The sequence below is a fragment of the Amycolatopsis sp. NPDC114484 genome (genome assembly GCF_055633755.1).
The window spans coordinates 394,143-412,658 of record NZ_JBVKDQ010000002.1 but is presented as its reverse complement, the minus strand read 5'-3'; the positions used below and the strand labels follow the sequence as shown (position 1 = coordinate 412,658).

General features: G+C 70.7%; 24 protein-coding genes. 14 read left to right on the top strand and 10 right to left on the bottom strand.

Translation table 11 applies throughout. The annotated features are described in order from the left end of the window. Positions 1-75: 75 nt before the first annotated feature. A complete protein-coding gene (locus ACZ7SW_RS07900; RefSeq protein ID WP_470229632.1) occupies positions 76-1,065 on the top strand; it encodes a helix-turn-helix transcriptional regulator in 990 nt (329 codons plus the stop codon). Positions 1,066-1,068: 3 nt separating this feature from the next. Here the strand turns inward: ACZ7SW_RS07900 and ACZ7SW_RS07895 are convergent, their stop codons facing one another. Then, a complete protein-coding gene (locus ACZ7SW_RS07895; protein ID WP_470229631.1) occupies positions 1,069-1,707 on the bottom strand; it encodes a TetR/AcrR family transcriptional regulator in 639 nt (212 codons plus the stop codon). A 112-nt stretch (positions 1,708-1,819) separates the two neighbouring features. Here ACZ7SW_RS07895 and ACZ7SW_RS07890 point away from each other — a divergent pair, with 112 nt between their 5' ends. Genes ACZ7SW_RS07890 through ACZ7SW_RS07875 form a run of 4 tightly spaced genes read left to right on the top strand, consistent with a single transcriptional unit; the run spans position 1,820 to position 7,042 of the window. Then, complete coding sequence (locus ACZ7SW_RS07890; protein ID WP_470229630.1) at positions 1,820-3,364, top strand: acyl-CoA synthetase; 1,545 nt, start codon at positions 1,820-1,822, stop codon at positions 3,362-3,364. A gap of 11 nt (positions 3,365-3,375) precedes the next feature. Beyond that, positions 3,376-4,566: an acyl-CoA dehydrogenase family protein gene (locus ACZ7SW_RS07885; protein ID WP_470229629.1), complete on the top strand. Its 1,191-nt coding sequence runs from the start codon at positions 3,376-3,378 to the stop codon at positions 4,564-4,566. After that, positions 4,563-5,885 (top strand): MFS transporter, encoded by a 1,323-nt coding sequence (locus tag ACZ7SW_RS07880; protein ID WP_470229628.1) that lies wholly within the window; start codon positions 4,563-4,565, stop codon positions 5,883-5,885. The genes ACZ7SW_RS07885 and ACZ7SW_RS07880 overlap by 4 nt, the downstream gene beginning before the upstream one ends. Next, positions 5,882-7,042: a serine hydrolase domain-containing protein gene (locus ACZ7SW_RS07875; protein WP_470229627.1), complete on the top strand. Its 1,161-nt coding sequence runs from the start codon at positions 5,882-5,884 to the stop codon at positions 7,040-7,042. The genes ACZ7SW_RS07880 and ACZ7SW_RS07875 overlap by 4 nt, the downstream gene beginning before the upstream one ends. Before the next feature lie 332 nt (positions 7,043-7,374). Here ACZ7SW_RS07875 and ACZ7SW_RS07870 read toward each other — a convergent pair whose 3' ends face one another. Next, entirely contained in the window at positions 7,375-7,617 is a 243-nt protein-coding gene (locus ACZ7SW_RS07870) for a hypothetical protein (RefSeq protein WP_470229626.1), read from the bottom strand. 414 nt (positions 7,618-8,031) lie between these two features. On the opposite strand from ACZ7SW_RS07870, the gene ACZ7SW_RS07865 reads away from it, so the two are divergent. Together ACZ7SW_RS07865 and ACZ7SW_RS07860 are read left to right on the top strand one after the other, a co-directional pair. After that, positions 8,032-8,604, top strand: coding sequence for a TetR/AcrR family transcriptional regulator (locus ACZ7SW_RS07865; RefSeq protein WP_470229925.1), 573 nt, complete (start codon positions 8,032-8,034; stop codon positions 8,602-8,604). 100 nt (positions 8,605-8,704) lie between these two features. Further along, on the top strand, positions 8,705-9,232 hold the full coding sequence (locus tag ACZ7SW_RS07860) for a hypothetical protein (protein WP_470229625.1): 528 nt from the start codon (positions 8,705-8,707) through the stop codon (positions 9,230-9,232). 19 nt (positions 9,233-9,251) lie between these two features. On the opposite strand, the gene ACZ7SW_RS07855 is transcribed toward ACZ7SW_RS07860, so the two are convergent. The 5 genes from ACZ7SW_RS07855 to ACZ7SW_RS07835 form a co-directional block, all read right to left on the bottom strand. Further along, entirely contained in the window at positions 9,252-9,521 is a 270-nt protein-coding gene (locus tag ACZ7SW_RS07855) for a metal-sensitive transcriptional regulator (RefSeq protein WP_470229624.1), read from the bottom strand. Between the two features lie 135 nt (positions 9,522-9,656). Next, a complete protein-coding gene (locus ACZ7SW_RS07850) occupies positions 9,657-10,013 on the bottom strand; it encodes a mycothiol-dependent nitroreductase Rv2466c family protein (protein WP_470229924.1) in 357 nt (118 codons plus the stop codon). 54 nt (positions 10,014-10,067) lie between these two features. Then, positions 10,068-10,208 (bottom strand): hypothetical protein, encoded by a 141-nt coding sequence (locus tag ACZ7SW_RS07845; protein ID WP_470229623.1) that lies wholly within the window; start codon positions 10,206-10,208, stop codon positions 10,068-10,070. Further along, positions 10,205-10,603 (bottom strand): DUF302 domain-containing protein, encoded by a 399-nt coding sequence (locus ACZ7SW_RS07840; RefSeq protein ID WP_470229622.1) that lies wholly within the window; start codon positions 10,601-10,603, stop codon positions 10,205-10,207. Before ACZ7SW_RS07840 ends, ACZ7SW_RS07845 begins: the two co-directional genes overlap by 4 nt. Positions 10,604-10,936: 333 nt before the next feature. Beyond that, the gene (locus ACZ7SW_RS07835) at positions 10,937-11,377 is read right to left on the bottom strand and encodes a DUF6292 family protein (protein WP_470229621.1); all 441 of its coding nucleotides are present in this window, start codon (positions 11,375-11,377) and stop codon (positions 10,937-10,939) included. A 720-nt stretch (positions 11,378-12,097) separates the two neighbouring features. Here ACZ7SW_RS07835 and ACZ7SW_RS07830 point away from each other — a divergent pair. The 7 genes from ACZ7SW_RS07830 to ACZ7SW_RS07800 all read left to right on the top strand — a co-directional run bounded on the left by ACZ7SW_RS07830 (position 12,098) and on the right by ACZ7SW_RS07800 (position 16,867). Further along, entirely contained in the window at positions 12,098-12,679 is a 582-nt protein-coding gene (locus tag ACZ7SW_RS07830; RefSeq protein ID WP_470229620.1) for a flavodoxin domain-containing protein, read from the top strand. Positions 12,680-12,733: 54 nt separating this feature from the next. Next, the gene (locus tag ACZ7SW_RS07825) at positions 12,734-13,186 is read left to right on the top strand and encodes an acetate--CoA ligase family protein (RefSeq protein ID WP_470229619.1); all 453 of its coding nucleotides are present in this window, start codon (positions 12,734-12,736) and stop codon (positions 13,184-13,186) included. Next, the gene (locus ACZ7SW_RS07820) at positions 13,174-14,298 is read left to right on the top strand and encodes an acetate/propionate family kinase (RefSeq protein ID WP_470229618.1); all 1,125 of its coding nucleotides are present in this window, start codon (positions 13,174-13,176) and stop codon (positions 14,296-14,298) included. The genes ACZ7SW_RS07825 and ACZ7SW_RS07820 overlap by 13 nt, the downstream gene beginning before the upstream one ends. Beyond that, the gene (locus tag ACZ7SW_RS07815) at positions 14,264-14,674 is read left to right on the top strand and encodes a hypothetical protein (RefSeq protein ID WP_470229617.1); all 411 of its coding nucleotides are present in this window, start codon (positions 14,264-14,266) and stop codon (positions 14,672-14,674) included. Before ACZ7SW_RS07820 ends, ACZ7SW_RS07815 begins: the two co-directional genes overlap by 35 nt. Further along, positions 14,671-15,297: a hypothetical protein gene (locus ACZ7SW_RS07810; RefSeq protein ID WP_470229616.1), complete on the top strand. Its 627-nt coding sequence runs from the start codon at positions 14,671-14,673 to the stop codon at positions 15,295-15,297. The genes ACZ7SW_RS07815 and ACZ7SW_RS07810 overlap by 4 nt, the downstream gene beginning before the upstream one ends. Before the next feature lie 110 nt (positions 15,298-15,407). After that, positions 15,408-15,914, top strand: coding sequence for a universal stress protein (locus tag ACZ7SW_RS07805; RefSeq protein WP_470229615.1), 507 nt, complete (start codon positions 15,408-15,410; stop codon positions 15,912-15,914). Positions 15,915-16,315: 401 nt separating this feature from the next. Further along, complete coding sequence (locus ACZ7SW_RS07800; RefSeq protein ID WP_470229614.1) at positions 16,316-16,867, top strand: HD domain-containing protein; 552 nt, start codon at positions 16,316-16,318, stop codon at positions 16,865-16,867. 110 nt (positions 16,868-16,977) lie between these two features. Here the strand turns inward: ACZ7SW_RS07800 and ACZ7SW_RS07795 are convergent, their stop codons facing one another. Genes ACZ7SW_RS07795 through ACZ7SW_RS07785 form a run of 3 tightly spaced genes read right to left on the bottom strand, consistent with a single transcriptional unit; the run spans position 16,978 to position 18,226 of the window. Then, positions 16,978-17,343, bottom strand: a complete 366-nt coding sequence (locus ACZ7SW_RS07795; RefSeq protein ID WP_470229613.1) for a hypothetical protein — start codon at positions 17,341-17,343, stop codon at positions 16,978-16,980. Then, complete coding sequence (locus ACZ7SW_RS07790) at positions 17,340-17,642, bottom strand: hypothetical protein (protein WP_470229612.1); 303 nt, start codon at positions 17,640-17,642, stop codon at positions 17,340-17,342. Before ACZ7SW_RS07790 ends, ACZ7SW_RS07795 begins: the two co-directional genes overlap by 4 nt. Continuing rightward, positions 17,630-18,226, bottom strand: a complete 597-nt coding sequence (locus ACZ7SW_RS07785; protein ID WP_470229611.1) for a hypothetical protein — start codon at positions 18,224-18,226, stop codon at positions 17,630-17,632. Before ACZ7SW_RS07785 ends, ACZ7SW_RS07790 begins: the two co-directional genes overlap by 13 nt. Between the last annotated feature and the right edge of the window lie 290 nt (positions 18,227-18,516).

Below are 18,516 nucleotides of genomic sequence, written 5' to 3'. Positions count from 1 at the left end.
CCTTCCGCTCTTGCTGGAACGGAACCCACCCTGCCCTGGGTAGTGGACACCGAGTGGCCAGTACAGAATGGGACGATGGCGAACACCTCGCACCGGGCGCTGCGGCTGCTGTCTCTGCTGGGTTCCGGGCGGGTGTGGCCGCTGCGCGAACTCGCCGCTCGGCTCGAGGCCAGCGAGCGCACCGTCCGCCGCGACATCGAAACCCTGCGCGGGCTCGATTACTCGATCGCGACCGTGCACGGACCCGACGGCGGCTACCGTCTCGGGGCCGGAAACACGTCGCCGCCGTTGCTGTTCGACCATGACCAGGCCCTCGCGGTCGCGGTGGCGTTGCAAACCGCACCGAGCACGATGTTCGGCCTCGGCGACGACGCTTCGCGCGCCTTGGCGACGCTGCACCAGGTGATGCCTGCCGCGCTGCGGGCGTCCATGGAATCCCTGCGTCTGACCCGGCTGCGGAACTACTGGGAATTCCCCGGACCGCCCATCGATCCGGCTGCCCTGACCGCCGTCGGAACCGCGGTCCGGCAGCGCCGGGTGCTCCTCGCCGAAACCCTCCGCCCGGACGGCACGCGCCCGGATCCCGGCGACGCCGACTTCCAGCCCGCGCACCGGATCGAGCCGCATCATCTGGTCGTCTGGGCGGCGAGGTGGTACCTGGTCGCTTACGACCGCACCGAAAGCCAATGGCGAGTGCATCGGGTCGACCGGCTGCACCCCCGGCCGACCACCCGGCAGTTCTCCGCGCGTGAGCTTCCGGCCGAGGACCTGGCCCAGTTCGTGATGAGCACCCACGATCGCGGCGACACTCCCGCGGAGTGGCCGTGCACGGGCTCGGCCCGGCTCAACCTTCCGGCGGACGTCGTCGCTCGCTGGGCACCGGGCGGGTCAGTCGTGGAACACCTCGACGCCAAGCATTCACGGCTCACGCTCGGCGCTTGGTCGTGGGCCGGGATCGCGGGCATTCTGGCCACTTTCGACGCCGAAATGACCGACGTCCGCCCGCCGGAACTCGTCGAAGCTTGCCGGCGGCTTACCCGGCGGTGGGCCACGATCGCCGGATAAACGTCAGGACTGCGGTGCGTCGGCTCCGGTCGGCGCGGGATCGGGCGGGTCGCCTTCGAAACCATTGGCCCAGTACCGGCCGCGCAGCGAAAGGTTCTGCAGCATCCCCGTAGCCTCTTCGGCCGACATCGGCGCGGGTTCCGTTTCCAGCCACCACCGCAGCACGGCGAGTTGTTCCCCGACCCACGCCCTCGCCAGCACGCCGAGGTCGATGCGCGGTTTGACGTCGTGGTGGTCGGCGCGGGACTTGAACACCGAGCACACCGCGTCGATGCGCGCGTCGGTGAACTGCCGCAGCGCCCGGCCGTCGCCCTCGCCGCGCAGGATGAGCAGGTAGAGATCGCGGTTTTCGCGGGCGTGCCGGAACAACTCGAGTGCCGGTTTGCCGGTGAAGCCCACTGAGGACGCCGGGACCAGCGGGCGCAGCTGTTCGTCCAGTTCTTCCTGGAGTTCGGTGACCACGTGCCGCAGCAGCGCGTCCTTGTCCGGGTAGTGGCTGTAGAACGTCGCGCGGCCCAGGTCGGCCCGTTCGGTGATGTCCTCCACCGTCACGTTGGCGTATCCGCGTTCGAGCACCAGCGACACCAGCGCGTCGCGGAGCAGGCCGCGGGTGCGGCGGGTCCGTCGGTCAGTGGTCGGCACTGGGCCCCCCTTCGGTCGTTGCCGGCCCGAGTGTAGCGAACTGTTGACACCGCGACCGTTAATAGACACAGTGTTCAGCATTGGTCAATCTGACGGAAAACAGGGAGTCGCCGTGAACCTGGGCAGCTATGTCACCCGCGCCAGCACGTTCTGGCCCGATCAGCAGGCGCTGGTGTGCGGCGAGCGGCGGTGGTCCTACCGCGAACTGGAGGAGCGGACGAACCAGCTGGCGTCCGCGCTGCTCGCGTCCGGCGTCGAGCGCGGGCAGGCGGTGGCCACCTTCTCCGGCAACAGCGCGGAGCTCGTCGAGACCGAGATCGCTTGCTACAAGGGCGGTTTCCTGCGCGTGCCGATCAGCGCGCGGCTGTCGGCGGGCGAGGTCGAGCACATCCTGGCCGACGCGGACGTGCGGGTGCTGCTGGTCGACGCCGAGCATGCCGAGACGGCGCAGAAGGCGGCCGCCGGGACGTCGTGTTCGCTGATCGATTACGACGGCCGCACGCCGGACGCCCGGTCTTACGCCGACGTGCTGGCCGCGGGTTCGCCGGAGCCGGTCGCGATCGAGGTGGGCGCGGACGATCCGGCGGTCCTGCACTTCACTTCGGGATCCACCGGGAAGCTCAAGGCCGCGGTGCAGACGAACGGAAACCGGCTGGCGAACATGCGCAAGCGGCTGATGAGCCCGGAAGGCGCGCCGTCCGCCTCGGAGCGGTATCTCGCGGCGGGACCGATCACGCACGCCACCGGAATGGGTTTGCTGGCAGCGTTTTCGCGAGGTGCGACGGCGGTGGTGCTGCCGCGGTTCGGTGCGGTGGAGTTTCTCGAGGCGGTCGAGAAGGAACGGATCACCTCGACGTTCCTGGTGCCGGTGATGCTGAACATGGTGCTGTCCCATCCCGCCGTCCACACCGCTGACCTGTCCTCGCTGCGCTGTCTGCGGGTGGGCGGCGCGCCGGTGTCGCCGCAGCGGTTGCGCGACGCGGTGGCGGTGTTCGGTCCGGTCGTGATGCAGGGTTACGGCCAGGGCGAGACCACCAGCGGGGTCACGGTGCTGACCTGCCAGGACGTCGTGCGCGGGATCGAGGAGGACCCGGAGCTGCTGTCCTCGGCCGGGCGGCCGTTGTTCGACTCCGAAGTCCGGGTGGTCGACGACGAAGGACGGCCGGTGCCTGCCGGGGAACTCGGCGAGGTGGTGGTGCGCGGCCCGGACTGCGTGACCGAGTACTGGCACGAGCCGGACCTGTCCGCGGAGACGTTCCGCGACGGCTGGGTGTACACCGGCGACATCGGCTACCTGCGCGCCGACGGCTATCTGTTCATTGTGGACCGCAAGAAGGACATGATCATCTCCGGCGGCTACAACATCTTCTGCACCGAAGTGGAATCCGTGCTCTACGAGCATCCCGCCGTTTCCGAGGCGTGCGTGGTGGGCGTGCCCGACGAGCAGTGGGGCGAAGCGGTGAAGGCGGTCGTCGTCCGCCGGGCCGAGGTCACCGCCGAGGAGCTGATCGAATTCTGCGCGGAACGGTTGGCGCGCATCAAGAAACCCCGCTCGGTGGATTTCGCCGACGAACTCCCGGTGAACCGCAACGGCAAGATCGACCGGCGCGCGGTGCGGGACCGGTATTGGGCGGGCGAAGCCCGGAAAGTCCACTGAGGAGGCCCGGCATGTCCTTCACTCTCACCCCGGCTTACGACGACAACCCGCGGCTGGCGGAGCTGGTCGGCCGGCTGCGCGAATACCTGTCCGGCGAACTCGCTGACTACGAGGCTGCTCTCGGGCTGACCCCGGAGACGCCGCTGACCCGGTCGATGGTGGAACCGGTGTGGAAACGCTGCCGGGCGCTGGGTTTCTACGGCGTCCACCTGCCCAGCGAGTACGGCGGACTCGACCTGACCTACACCGAACTGGCCGCGCTCAAGGAGGAAGTCGGCGCGTCCGGCCGGATCCTCTACCACTGCGTGCTCGGCGACTTCGGCGGCCCGCTGCGCGCGGGCGCGATCTTCACGACGGCCACCGAAGACCAGCGCGAGCGGTACCTGCTGCCGGTGGTCCGCGGGGAGCGCGCGTGCTGCTTCTCGCTCACCGAAACCAATGCCGGTTCGGACGTGCGGGCCATGCGCACCACGGCCACCCCGGACGGCGACGGCTGGCGGATCAGCGGGCACAAGGTGTTCTCCTCAGCTGGTCCCATCGCCGACTTCTCCGTGCTGGTCGCCCGGATGGCGGGGGAGGAGGAGAGCTACTCGGCGTTCCTGGTCGATCTGGACTCGCCGAGCTGCACTGTCGCTGACGGCGAGGTTCCGATGTCCGGCCAGCACATCGAGTCCGACATCATCCTCGACGACTGCTACGTCGGCTCGCAGCAGCTGCTCGGCGAGGTCGGCGACGGCCTGCGCATCGGGCTCGGCCGGGTCACCACCAACCGGCTGCTGCATTGTCCCACCGTGCTCGGCCACGCCCGTCGCGCGCTGGAGCTCACCATCGAGTTCGCCCGCACCCGCCAGGTGTTCGGCGGTCCGCTGGCGGCGCTGCAGTCGATCCAGCACAAGATCGCCGACATGGCCACCGCGTACTACGCGGCTCGCGCCATGACCTACGACGCACTGTCCGAATTGGACTCCGGGAGCAAACCGGCTACGGAGGCGTTCATGTGCAAGCTTTTCGTGGCGGAGAACGCCTTCCGCATCGCCGACGAGGCGGTGCAGATCCACGGCAAGGCCGGGTTGGTGCGCGGGGCCGAGGTGGAATGGCTGTTCCGCCGCCTGCGGATGTTCCGGGTGCTGACCGGGTCGTCGGAGATCCAGAAGAACGGGATCGCCAAGGCCCTGCTCCAGCCGTCCGGGACGCAGCGGTGAAGCCCGCCGGGACTCGGCCGCGGTCCGCCGCGCCGACGGACGGCGTCGCGGGGAGCAGCTGGCTGCGCCGTTGGTCAGTGGTGGCCATGCTGCTGCTGTTCATGCTGATCAACTACGGCGACAAGGCCGTCCTCGGGCTGGCCGCGCGGCCGCTCATGCACGAGTTCGGGCTGAGCCCGTCGCAGTACGGCCTGCTCTCCAGCGCGTTCTTCTTCCTGTTCAGCGTGTGCGCGCTGGCGGTCGGCCTCGCGTCGAGCCGCATTTCGACCAGGTGGATCCTCCTGGTGCTCGCGCTGGTCTGGGCGGTGACACAGGTTTCCGTAGTCGCCGCGAGCGGAATCGGACTGCTTCTAGTGAGCCGGATCGTGCTCGGTGCTGCCGAAGGGCCAGCGCAGCCGATGGCGTTGCACGCCGCCTACAGCTGGTTTCCCAATGCCAAGCGCAACATCCCCAGCGCGCTGATCGTCGGCGGCGGCGCGCTGGGCGGGGCGATCGCGACCCCCCTGCTCACCGTGGTGATCGTGCACTTCGGCTGGCGGGCCGCGTTCCTGGCCATGTTCCTGGTGGGCTGTGTCTGGTGCCTGTTGTGGCTGGTGATCGGCCGCGACGGTCCGGTCGACCACGCTCCCGCCGGTGCTGCGCCGGTCCCGGCCACCCGGGTTCCGTACCGGAGGATCCTGCTCTCCGGAACGTGGCTCGGCGGGTTCACCGGCGCGTTCGGCGCGTACTGGACTTCCACTGTGATGGTGGCCTGGCTGCCGTCCTACCTCGAAACGGCGCTGGGCTACAGCACCGGCGAGGCCGCCGCGATCGCGACGATTCCCTGGGTGGCCGGGTTGATCCTGACCTTCACGCACGGCGCGATCACCCAGTGGCTGCTGCATCTCGGCGTGCCCAGCCGGATCGCCCGCGGCGTCCTCGGCGGCTGTGTGCTGATCTTGGCCGGGCTGGCGATGGTGCTGCTGCCGACCGTGACGCAGCCCGCGCTGCGGATCGTCCTGATCGCCGTGGCGTTCAGCTTCCACGGCGTCACCTTCGCCAACGGCCAGACGGTCAACAGCGAGATCAGCCCGCCCGCACAGCGCGGCGCGGTGCTGTCGGTCAGCGTCGCGCTGGTCACCATTGCCGGGCTGCTCGCGCCGTATGTCACCGGTCGGCTCGTCGAGGCCGCCGCCGGACCCGCCGCCGGGTTCGCCACCGCCTTCGCGATTCCCGGAGTCCTGATGATGGCGGGCGGGCTGGCCGCGCTGTTCTTCGTCCGTCCGGAACGCGACGCCCGCCGCATCGCGGCCTTCGCCGTAGCCAAGGAGAAACCGTGACCAGTCCGTACACAGTGGACAATGCTTACTGGAGCCGCGGCTACGTCGACCCGGCGTTCGTCCGCCTCGGCATGACCCGGGCCAGGGAAACCGGCCCGACCCGCCGGGTGTGGCGCGGCGCGGGCCCGCGCTGGGACCTGCCCGAGGACCACCACGACCTCGACGACCTGCTGGTCGGGGCGCCGGAGGTCACCCTGGCCGAGTTCCTGGCCAGCGCGGAGACCGACGCGATCTTGGTGGCACACCGGGGAAAGATCGTGTATGAGCGGTACTTCCACGGCATGCGGCCGCACGACGTCCACCTGTCGGCGTCGGTCGCGAAGTCGTGGACCGGGCTGCTCGCCGCGCTCCTGATCGACGAAGGCGTGCTCGACGCCGACCAGCCGCTGGCCCACTACGCGCCCGAACTCGGCGGCACCGCGTTCGGCGATGCCACGATCCATCACCTGCTGCACATGGGCACGGTGATGAACTACGGCGGGCGGCCGTTCTGCAAAACCCTTGAAGCGCAACGGTATTTCGCCGCCGTCGGCATCGTGCCCCGGCCCGCGGGCTACACCGGTCCCGCCAGCGTCAAAGAACACCTCGCCACCGCGCAGGCCGTCGCGCCGCCGGGAACCGAATTCCGCTACGACAACGGCAACACCGAGGCCGTCGCGGAAGCCCTTCGCCGAGTCACTGGAAGCACCCTGGCCGAGCTGTGGAGCGAACGGGTCTGGTCCCGGCTGGGCGCGGAGGAGGACGGCGCGTACTGCCTGGATTCCACCCGAACGGAGATCGCCTGCGGTCGCTACAGCGCCACCCTTCGCGACCTTGCCCGGGTAGGGGAGATGCTGCGTCGCGGCGGCGCGGTCGGTGACCAGCAGATCGTGCCGGAACGCGTCGTCGCCGACCTGACCGACGTGCCGCCCGGTCCCGCTCAGCGAGCCTTGCCGACCGGTGCCGCCCGGCCGATCGGGTACCACAATTTCTGGTGGGTCCCGGACGACGGCCACGGCACGTTCGGCGCGCGGGGCATCCACGGGCAACGGCTGCAGGTCAGCCCGGGGCGGGACCTGGTGATCGCGCACTACGGCTCGCACGTGATGTCGCCGTCGGTCCCGGTGCCGCCGCTAGAAGCGGTTTTCGCCCAGATCGGCGACCACCTGACCGGGTAGCGCGGTTCAGGAGCTAGGTCGCGCTGCGGAATTCGACAGTGGATGACCGGCGGACCGCATCGACGGCCCGCCACCTGCCGGGTCGAGCCGACGGTCTCGTCTTGGTCAGCAGCCGCTGCGTTCCCGAGCAGCGGTCCGTGCCCGGGAACGCGGTCGTTGGCCAGCACTGGTCGAGCGGGCAGGGCCACTCCTTCGGGCGCGGCTCGGCGGGACTGTCCCGCTGCGACACCACCCTGGTGCCGGCCGTACGCCACCCCGCTTCGGCGAACGAGGCGGATCGTTCACCGGCGGACGTCACGGGTCGAAGTGACCTTCTGCCTCCGCGGCCGGGCCTAGGCGCCGAGGTCGAGGACCTGGCAGTCCGGGACCTCGACGACCTCGAGCCGGTATCCGGGCACCAGCCGTGCCTGGCCTGGCGTGAATTCCACCCAGACCGAGCCAGGGCGCAGATCGGGGGAGCGGTCGACGACAATCCCCGCCATGCCTTCGAACTGACCGCCGTGTGCGCGTACGTGAAGTCCGGCTGGGAATCCGCCTGGCCGGGCAGGCCCTGGGTCTCGGGTGCGGCGGGTCATGTCGTCCTCCTCCCCAGAGGAAAGCAGCGGGTTGCTGCTTCAACGGTGCCGCTCGCCGGAGCGGCGCGGGCAGAGCCGTACGCCCGAGTCTTTCGCCCAGGTCTTGAGGGACCGGTTGACTGCGGCGCAAGCGAAACGGAGGCCGTGACGGCGTCCTCGGCAGCAAGCGGCGGCAGCGGAGGGGCCGGGGGCGAGGGAAAGAGCCCCGTACCGCCGCCACCGCTCGGGGCGAGAGCGCCGCTGCCGATTCGTCGGGGTGGCCCGCTGGCAGCTCTCGCACCTTTGATTCTTCTTCCCGCCTTCGTGGAACGGCAGGGTGCAATGTCCTCGCCGGAGAGGACAAAGGACCGCGCCGAGGCCCGGGTCGGGTCCGTTGTCTCTGCTAGCGTTGCCCTTGTGGTGCACAAGGTCCGGGTGTCCGAAGCGCGGTCGAGGCTGCTCGCGACGGCCACCCGGATCTTCTACGCCGAAGGCCTCCACTCGGTGGGGATCGACCGGATCGTGGCGGAGGCCAAGGTCACCCGGGCCACGCTGTACCGGCATTTTCCCGGCAAGGAAGACCTCGTCGTCGCGTACCTGCAGGGTGTCTCCGAGATGGAACGCGACGGGATCGGGAAGCTCCTCGTCGGCCACCCGCCCGCGGCCGACGGCCTGCGCGCCATCGCCGGGTTGATCGCCGAGAGCATCCAGTCGGTGCATTTCCGCGGCTGCGCGTTCCTGAACGCGGCGGCGGAGTATCCGGACCCCGAACATCCCGTGCACCAAGCGGTCCTGGCGCACCGCGAGTGGTTTCTCGGCACGGTCACGGACTTGCTCGCACAGATCGGCCAGACTCCGCCGGAACCCGCGGCACGGCATTTCGTCATGCTGCGCGACGGTGCGATGGCCTCCGGCTGTTTGACGGACGCGGCCCAGGTAGGCGACACGTTCCTCCAGGGCGCCGAGGGCATCCTGCGGTTCCGTCTCCGCTCTGCGGAGAGCCCGTAACACTTCTGAAAGACCGGTTGGCGTTGACGCTGCCCGGGGTCTGCCGACAAGCTCAGGGAGAACGAACGTTCTATCTCTCTCGGCTCTCGGAAGGATCACCGTGACCATCGTTGACTCGCCCGCCGGAACCGCTCCGGCGTTGCGTCGGCTGTACTTCGTGCGATTCGCCTTCGCTGTCGTCTGGGCCGCGCTGCTGTTCCTCACGGCCAAGGCGCACGTCGGCCCGATCGGGGTCGTCCTGGTCGTCGCGTATCCGTTGTTCGACGTCGCCGCCGCGGTCGTGGACGCGCGCTCATCCCGTGCCGCGGGGTTGTACGTGAACATCGCGATCAGCCTGCTGGCGGGGATCGGCCTCGCGATCGCCAGCGCGTCCGGCGTCCCGGCGGTGCTGCGCGTTTGGGGCGCGTGGGCCGTCGTCGCCGGTCTTGTCCAGCTGATCGTGGCGATCGGCAGGCGGGGGATGGGCGGCCAGTGGCCGATGATCCTCAGCGGCGGCATCTCGGTGCTGGCCGGGGCGAACTTCATTCTCAGCGCTGGCGCGCCGAACCCGTCGCTGGCGACTGTGGCCGGATATGCGGTGCTGGGCGGGATTTTCTTCCTGGTCTCGGCGATCCGCCTCGGCCGATGACGCCGTCGATGTCTTCGGTTCAGGCGAGCGTGAGGAAGAGCTTCTCCAGCTGTTCTTCGGTCATAGCGGTCTCGTTGCCTTCACTGTCGGTGGAGACGCATTCGCGCAGGCCGCTGGCGATGATCTTGAATCCGGCCCGGTCGAGAGCGCGCGAGACCGCCGCGAGCTGGGTGACTACATCCTTGCAGTCTCGGCCTTCGTCGATCATCGCGATGACTCCGGCGAGCTGGCCCTGCGCGCGGCGGAGCCGGTTGCGGACCTGGGTGACGGTGTCCTGGTCGCCGATCATGGTGTCCTCTCCCTGGCGGTTCGGTGGGGTTGAGGGGATGCGTTCAGGCGCGGCGTTTGCGCCACGGCTACGAGCGCGGCGGCCGCGGTTCGGCCGGATGCCCGGGGCACCACTGGTCGGCGGGAACAGCCGCTTTCACTTGGGTGACATGCTGGCCGCAGCCGGCCCAGGTGGTTTTGCCGCACGTGCGGCACAAGCACGCCCTTCGGCCGGGGCGGGCAGTTCGGTGAGCACCGGACCGAAGAGGGCTCGGCCGTCGATCTCGGTGATCGGGCTGCCGCCGGTCTCCCCGAGCGCGTCCTGGCTCGCCTGGTGCGCGCGGTGCACGGCCGGGTCCGAGTCGGCGGAATTCGCTTGGTCGGCAAGGTCTTCCGGCAATTCGGCGTCGCGCAAGGCCGTGCGGAGCAGCGCGCTGTCCAACGGTTGCCGCTGCTCGTGAAGGCGGCGGCCGAGCGCGACGTGGAACCGGGCGGCCGCGGCCGGGTCTTCGATCGCGGCGCGGACCCGGCCCGCGTGCAGCGAGTCCTCGACCCGCTGGCGGTGCGCCTACGGAACCGTGTTTCCTTCGTTGAGCACAGCGAGGCTCATCGGCCGAATGGAGAATTCCGCGCCCGTGCCGGCGAGCCAGCGGTACGCGAGCCAGGCGAACGGGCAGACCGGATCCCCGTAGAGCACCACGTCGGTCATGCCAGCTCCCGGTCGAGCGCGTCGAGTGCGGATCCGAGCCGTTCGGCGGCTTCCGCGGCGACCTCGCCCGCCTCGGGTGCGACCTCGGCCATGACGGCGGGATTGATCGCCTCGACGGTCGTGCCTTCGGGTTCGTTCTCGCGGACTACCACGTTGCAGGGCAACAGCAATCCGATCTCGCGGGTCGCGGTCAGCGCGCGGTGGGCGAGCGGCGGATTGCACGCGCCCAGGATGGTGTAGCGCTCCATCCGCTCGTCGAGCTTCTCGCGCATGGTCGCCTGCACGTCGATCTCGGTCAGCACGCCGAAACCGGCACCGGCGAGGGCGGTTCGGGTCTCGGCCAGCACTTCGTCGAAACCCGCGGTTGGGTAGGTGCGGGACAAGCTCAGCTTCACGGCGGCTCCTTTCTTCGCCGTTCACGATACCCCCGGGGGCATCGAGTATGCCCCCGGGGGTATCGCGGACCGCGAAGCAGGTCGGCGTCCGGCTTCGCCGCACGGCTGCGGTTGGAAACGGCCCGTCGCGCCCTGGCTTTCTCCAAGGGGTGCGGGATGTGCGCGCAGGAGTGGCCCTGTGACGCGATCGGTATGGCCCCGGAGAAGCGTGACCACCGCGAAACCCGGCGCCGGAGCATGAATCCGGCTACTGGCGTCCAGCTCGCACCGCGAGGTCGAGCACTGGAGGAACCGCCCGCACGACGCTGACCGCCGTACGCGACGGGGGATTCCTCACTGGCCGAACAGAGTGCGCGGAGTCCGGTAGTCGCGAAGACGGGCGATGAGGCCGGCCCGCCCGCGGTTCAGATCCGGCGGCGCGGGCGGCGGCGTGCGCCGGGTCCGCGCGCGGACCGAGCGGACGAATTCCCGGACCTGGGAAGGGGGCGGCACCAGTTCGCCGCCGAGGTAGGCCACCACGAGCAGGTCTTCGCCGGAATGGGTTTCGATGGTGAACGACCAGCCGTGGCGTTCGTCCCAGACCAGCGCCGTGTCGCGGCCGGGATGGACGGCGAGCTGCCCGTCGAGCGCGAGGTAGGCCGACATCGGCGAGTCGAGATCGATCGTGGAGGACTCCGGGCCGACATCGGCCGCGGTGCTCACCGCGTCGAGATAGGCGCTCATTCCGCAGAGCAGGCGGTATTCGTAGTCGGTGGTCACTTGCTGGACGCTCATCAACTCTCGTTTCTGCTACCGCGTGGCACGGCGGGTCTCTCGGCGCCGGCGGGTTCCGTCGGGCGGAGTTCGCCTATGCCCGGAACGCGGCCTTCCCGTTGCCGGCCCGGCCGCCGGTTCGCGACAGTCAGGCTGACAGCGGTGCCCGGCTGCCCGTCTCAAGGCTGCGCTTCGGGCGGACGCCGGAAAAGGGCCGAAGGTCCCCGGCTCCGCCCGTTGTGGACAGAGACCTGAGCGGCGAGCAGTCCGAAGATCAGCAGGATCGGCGGATATGTCAGCAGTTCGCGCAGGAGGAGGAGCTTATTTCACGCTGCCCGCGTCGTGGCCGGGCCCGGCGAGCCCGCGGTCCGTTCGCGCGGCCTGGTCGAGGGAGCCCTGCGACGCGGATTCCGGTGACGGGGAAGTCGCCGGGGTCATGGCCCGAATCTCCCGCCGGACAGGGGCGGGAGGCAGCGCCTCTCGGGCGGGACCAAAGACTCCGGCGCTGCGGACGTCCGCCCGCAGCGACCACGGGTCACGCCGTCTTAGCGTCGGCTTCGGCACGAGCGGGTCCCGGCCGGAGGAGGTGCGCGATGGGCGAGAGGGAAAAGGCTCTGACCGAGGAGAACGCCCGTCGCTGCGGCGGTGCCCGCGCATCGCGGACCAGCGGGCGGCCAAGGAGAACGAACGCGTCCTGCCCGGTCGCGGTGGCCGGCTGAACCCGAAGGAGGGCGAAAGGTCATGAGAATCGTTGTCGCGGTGGCGACCCGGCACGGGGCGACCCGCGAAATCGCGGAGCAGATCGCTGCTTCCCTGCGCGGAGAACTCGCGGAAGCGGGCACGGCCGCGGAGATCGTGGTGGCCGACGCGGGCGGGGTCACGTCATTCGACGGCTGCGACGCGGCGGTGCTCGGCAGCGCTGTCTACATCGGACACTGGCTCGAGCCTGCCCGTGAACTGGTCCGGGCGCGTCAGGACGAGCTGGCGCGGATCCCGGTATGGCTGTTTTCCAGCGGTCCGGTGGGGGAGCCGACCCAACCCGGCGAACAACCGGTGGACGTCACCGACGTGCTCGCCCGCAGCGGAGCGAGGGAACACCGGCTCTTCGGCGGCCGGATCGACCGGTCCCTGCTTCGGTTCCCGGAACGCGCGATGGTCGCCGCGCTGCGGGTGCGCGACGGCGACAACCGCGACTGGCCGGTCATCCGCGCGTGGGGCCGGGCCATCGCCCGCGAGCTGAGTGCGCTGGAGGCCGGTGACCTTCGTCCATCGCCTTCAGGCAATCCGGCCGCGTCGCCGCGCCGGGTGCCCGGAGTTGCATGAAGGTGCGACACCACCCGCGAAGAGAGAAACACGCACCGATCGCGATGAAGACGGATGCCATGGGGGCTGCTGCACAAAACGGCGGGCGGCGTGCTGCTCGGCGTGGCGATCCAACCGATGGCCGACCAAGGCCGCGAACTGCTCGTGGGCATGCGATCGGACCCGGTGTTCGGGCTGGGCGGGGTCGACACCGACCTGATGGCCGACCGCGCCGCGCGGCTCACCGGCCCGGGCGCGGACCTGCTGCTCGACGGCCCGCGCTCGGCCGAGGCGCGGTGGGCGTCCGGCATCGACCGGGCCGCCGGACGCGAACTGCTGCGGAAGACCGGACGGCTGGCGACGCTCGTGCCGGAACTGGCGGAACTGGACGTGAATCCAGTGGCCGCAGGGGGGACGGGTGCGCCGCGCTCGACGTCCGGGTCCGGCTGGAGCGCCGGAAGCCCGCCGATCCGCACCTGCGCAAGCTGTCCGGCTGACCGAGCGAGGAGAAGCCAATGCGAATCCTGACCCTGAACCCCGGGTCCTCCAGTTTGAAGGCGGCGGTCGTGCACGACGGCGCCGCCGTCGGCTGGGCGGCCTGGCAGAACGGATTGTCCCGCGCTGTCGTCGATGCCGTGGAGCGCTGGCCTCGGCCGGACGCGGTCGCGGTGCGGTTCGTCCACGGCGGCGCGCAGAAGACGCCGGTTCTGGTGACCGACCGGGTGATAGCGGACCTCGACCGGCTTGTTCCGCTGGCACCGCTCCACCAGCCGCTGTCGCTGGAGGTCGCCCGGCAGGTCCGGAAGCTCCTGCCCGGCGTGCCGGTGGTGGCCTGTTTCGACACCGCGTTCCATGCGGAGCTGCCCGACGCGGCCGCGCACTATCCGCTGCCGCGCGAGTGGACGCAGCAGAACCGGTTGCGCCGTTACGGATTCCACGGTTTGTCGGTGCAGTACGCGGTGCGCCGTACCGCGGAGCTGCTGCGGCGGCCCGTCGATGAGCTGCAGCTGGTCTGCGCCCACGTCGGAGCCGGGGTCTCGGTGACCGCGGTGCGTGGTGGGCGGAGCGTGGACACCTCGACGGGGTTCACCCCGCTGGAAGGGCCCGCGATGGCGACCCGGTCCGGTTCGATCGACCCGGGATTGCTGCTGCACGTCATGAAAACCGCGCCGATGGGTCCCGACGAGCTGGCCGACGCGCTGTGTCTCCGGTCCGGCCTCGCCGGGATGAGCGGGACCAGCGGCGACCTCGGAGAGGTGCGGACGGCCGCCGCGGCCGGGAACGCCGACGCCGCGCTGGCGGTCGAGGTCTACGTCCACCGGCTCCGCCGGGAAATCGGCGCGGCGGCGGTCAGCCTCGACCGCCTCGACGCGCTGGTGTTCACCGGCGGGGTCGCGCAATACCAGCCGGAAACAGTCGCCGAGGTCGCCCGCGGCCTCGGCGTGCTGGGGGTGCGAGTCGGAGGGCCCGGGCAGTCCGACGCGGACCGGGTGATCAGCGCGTCCGGCTCGGCCGCGCCGGTGCTCGTGGTCCGCGCCCGGGAAGACCTGGAACTCGCCCGCGGTGCGGAAACCGTGCTCGCCGATCTGGGAAATGAGGTGCATCGTGCACGTTCTGCTGACCGAAGCGAAGTTCGGTGACTGCGACGCGCTGAGCGGGCCGTTGCGGGACGACGGGTGCCGGGTCAGCCGGTGCCATTCGCGGGAAGGGATCTGCCGCGCCCTCGTGCCGGGCTGCTCGTGCCCGCTCGACGACCGCGCCGACCCGCCGGTGCTCGCGGTGGACGTCCGCGGCACCGGGGACGAGGTCACGGCGCGCGAGTTCGGGGTCGTGTGCGCGCTGCGGAAACTGGTCCCGGTGGTGCTCGTCCCGCCGGAGCCGGGACTGCCGGTGGCGGCGCCCGCCGGGCTCGCGGACCGGGTCACGGTGACCGATGCCGAGACTGTGCTGGCGACCTGCCGGCCAGCGTCCTCGATCCCGAGGCCGAGACCGAAACCCGCCGGAGCGATCGGATGACCGAAGTCGCTTTCTCCTGGGACCGCTGCGCGCGGGCGGTGCTCGTGGACGCGCTGGCCCGGCTGGACGTGCGCCGCTTCGTGGTCGAGACCCGGACCGGCGAGCTGGCGATCGCCCGCGTCGGCCGCCTCCGGCACGATCCCGGCGGACGGCACGTGCTCGCCGGATGCGGCACCGCGCTGTCCGCCGCCTGGATCGTGCTGCGGGGACTGGGAATCCGCCCGGTATTGACGTTTCCGGACGATCCGGGCCGCCCGGACGTGGTCGCGGCGGTGACCCCCGGAGCGGACGACCCGGCGACCGCGAGCGACTGGAACCGGTACCTCGCCTTGCGCGCGGTCGCCGGGCCTCCGCGAGGCCGTGCGGTGCCGGTCGACGATCCGGTCGTGCTCGCCGCGCTGGCGGAGGAGAACCCCTGGCCGCGCACCCGGGTGTCGCGGCACGCGGGCGGCCGGGGTCTCGGGGTGGTCGCCGAAGGCGCGAGCTGCGTCGACCGCGTTCTGGTCGGCGCGGCGGCCCATTCGCTGCGGGTCGCCGCCGCGGTCCGCGGACTGACGACTGAGGTGCGCCCCGGGGACCAGGGCAGGGTGCCGCAGGCGGTCCTTCTGGTGTTCGAGAGCTGATCCGGCGTTCGCCGAACATCTCGCGCGCGGGGCTCACGCCGGTTTCGGTCGACCCGGACGCCGCGTCCTGCCGGAAAAGGAGCGCCGAATCGGATGTGGAGGAGAAAACCATGACCACAGCGAATGAACACGAAATCGTCGTAGGCGTCGACGGATCGGCGGGCAGCGCCGCGGCGGTCCGCTGGGCACTGGCGGAGGCGAAGACGAGCGGCCGGACCGTGGTGGCGTTGCGGGCCTGGACGTTCGACCCGCTCGCCGACCTGGAATCGGCCGTCACCCGTTCGCCGGGCGAAATCGCGTCCCGGTACCAGCACGAACTGGACCACGTGCTGAGCGAGGCGCGGGCCGAAGCCGAAGGAGTGCGGGTGCGCAGCGGCACGATCGACGGCGCACCCGGCCCGGCACTGGTCCGCGCGTCAGCGGAGGCGGCGATGCTGGTGCTGGGCAGCCACGGGCACAGCCGGGTGCTGCGCATGCTGGTCGGCTCGGTCTCCGAGCACTGCCTGCGCCACGCGCGCTGCCCGGTGGTGATCGTCCCGGCCCGGTCGGCCGAAGAGCGGGAACCGTTGCCGGAAGCGGAAACCGCGGGCGTGTACTACCCCGGGCCCTTGTTGTGAGGAGAGGAAAATGGAGAGGGTGCGCCGGATTCGCTCGGTGACGACGACCGGTGTCACGCGGGTCGCGGCTCAGTTGATGGAGACGCACCGGCTGCCGGTGCTCGAAACCGGACGGCACGATGGCCGGGATCGTCTCCCGGGCGGACCTCGTGCGGGCGTGTTCGCGTCCGGACAACGACATTCGCGAGGAAGTGCGTGCACGAAGGGGTGGTCGAGGTGCGGGAGCAGCTGCGAGTGAAGCTGGACGACCGGAAGATCCAGCCGGGGAGCCCGCGGCGGGAGCGCTGTTCCCGGACCGGCCGATCCGTCGTCCGGGAGCTCGTCGGGCCGCGACCTCGTGGAGGTGCGGCGTTCCCCGCGACCGGGGCAGCAGGTCTGGCGGGCCGGTAACGTCGGACGGCATGGAACTCGTGGCGGAAGCGCGAGAGGTCGGCGAGAGGTTCGTCAAGCCGCTGGGGCGGCGTTGGGAGCACGTGCGAGCTGTCGCGAGTCGCGCGGAGGAGCTTGCTCGCGCGGTCCCCGAGGCGGAGCGGCCGACGCTCGTCGCTGCGGCCTGGCTGCACGACATCGGTTACGCGCCCGAAATCGGCCACACCCGCTTCCATCCGCTCGACGGTGCCCGGTACCTGAAAGCGAACGGATGGCCTGAAGCGGTGGTGAACCTCGTCGCGCAGCACTCCGGCGCGAGGTTCGAGGCGGAGCAGCGGGGCAGGTCGGAGCAACTCGCCGAGTTTCCGTTCGAAGACACCGCGCTCCTGGACGCGCTGGTCGCCGCCGACCTGACGACCGGCCCCGGCGGGGCTCGCGTTTCGTACGACGAGAGGATCTCGGAAATCCTCTCCCGCTATCCCGTTTCCGACCCAGTCCACCAAACCTGGCTGATCGCGGCGCCTGTCCTGCGCGTGGCGGTCGAACGCACGGAACGTCGGCTGGCTGCGGCTCAACGCGAGTAGATCTGCCAGCGTCGTCGGATCGCCCAGCCTTGACGAATTCAGCTCACCCGCGGAACAACGCCGCCTTCAACGCGCCGCTGTCCTGCGGATGCGCGAAAACGTCATACGCCTCATCCATCTCCTGCAACCCAAACCGGTGCGTGACCATCCGGCCGACGTCGAGGTGCCCGCTGGCCAGCATCGGCGTGCTGGACGTGTCGACGAGACCGGTGGTGATGGTGACGTTCCGGATCCGAGGGCTGGACGGTCACCTCGGCGCAGGCCGCTTTGGCCGCCGCGAGCCGGGTGGGTTCCTTGTCGGTCACGATGATCGACGACGGGCTGTAGAGCCGGGCCGCGGTGATCGCCGCGAGGCCGATCGGGTCCGCGCCGACGATCGCCACGACGTCGCCGGGGCCGACCTGTCCATTGCGGACTCCGACCTCGTCGGACGTGGGGATGAGGTCGGCCAGCAACAGTGCCGCTTCGTCGCTCACCGACGGCGGCAGCCGGTAAACGGAGGTGTCGGCGAACGGGACCCGCGCGAGCCGTCGACTAGTTGGCCGAGGATCCAGCCGCGTTCGATCTCGGGGACGTCGCCTTTCCGGATGAGCAGGTCGGTGCCGCAGAGGGGGACGGCGTCGGTCCGGACGATCGCGTCGGTCGGTGCGAGGATTTCCGGGTCCGGGTGGTCGGTCCACGTCCGGCGTCCGGGGCCGTCGGACACGAGTGCCTTCGCCGGACTGCGGGCGTCCGCCAGGACGGCGGACGCCCGGAAACGGTTCAGCGCAGCCAAGTCCGGTCGCCGACGAAGGCGGACCAGCGGCGGCCGATGCCCCAGGTGTCCCCGGCGCACGTCGCGGCGAGCGCGATCAGGACGAGGGCGTAGACCAGGTGGTAGTCGAGGATCGGGTTGGTCGAATGCGTGGGCGCACCCGCGCCGGTGGTGCGGGCGGGCGGCCATTCCGCGGCCCACATGAGCACCAGGAGCACGGTGCCGGAGATCGCGGCGATCCGCAGTCCGGCTCCGGTGACCAGGGCGAGTCCGATGCCGAGCAGGCTCAGCATGAACAGCCAGTCGGCCCACCAGGTTCCGGCCCACGCGTGGAACATCGGCGCGAACGGGCCGACGTCGACCTTGCTCAGGAATCCGTTGGTGGGCGAGCCGCCGTGGAGCCAGGCTCCGGCGGAGGGCGTGGAGTAGCCCAGGCCGAACAGTTTGTCGGCGAACGGCCACAGGAACAGCACCCCGGCGGCGATCCGCAGGACTGCGAGCGCCCGGGCCCCGTAGCTTGCCCAAGGCTGCTGCGCGACCGTTTCGGTGTGGCTGGCGGGAATCCGGCTGGCCGGGGGTGTGCCGTGCTGGGATTCGACGGACATGGGGACCTCCATTCGTCTCTGGCCCGAGTCTGATCCGTCGGGCGACGGCGGCTCTGGAGCCGAAAGTCCCCGCCGGACGGGCCGTTGGGCGCGGACCGGCGCGGAGAAGTCCTCCGGCGTCGACGTGCGGCCGGGGACAGTCCGGCTGAGCAGCTGCCAGCTCTGGCCAGCCGCTCGTCGGGGGAGGCCGCGGGCGCGGCGGACCGCTGCCCGGGTCCACTGGCGAGGCGGATTCCGAGCCGTTGCGCGAGATCCCGCCGGCCCGCTGCGGCGGGGCAGCACTTTGGACG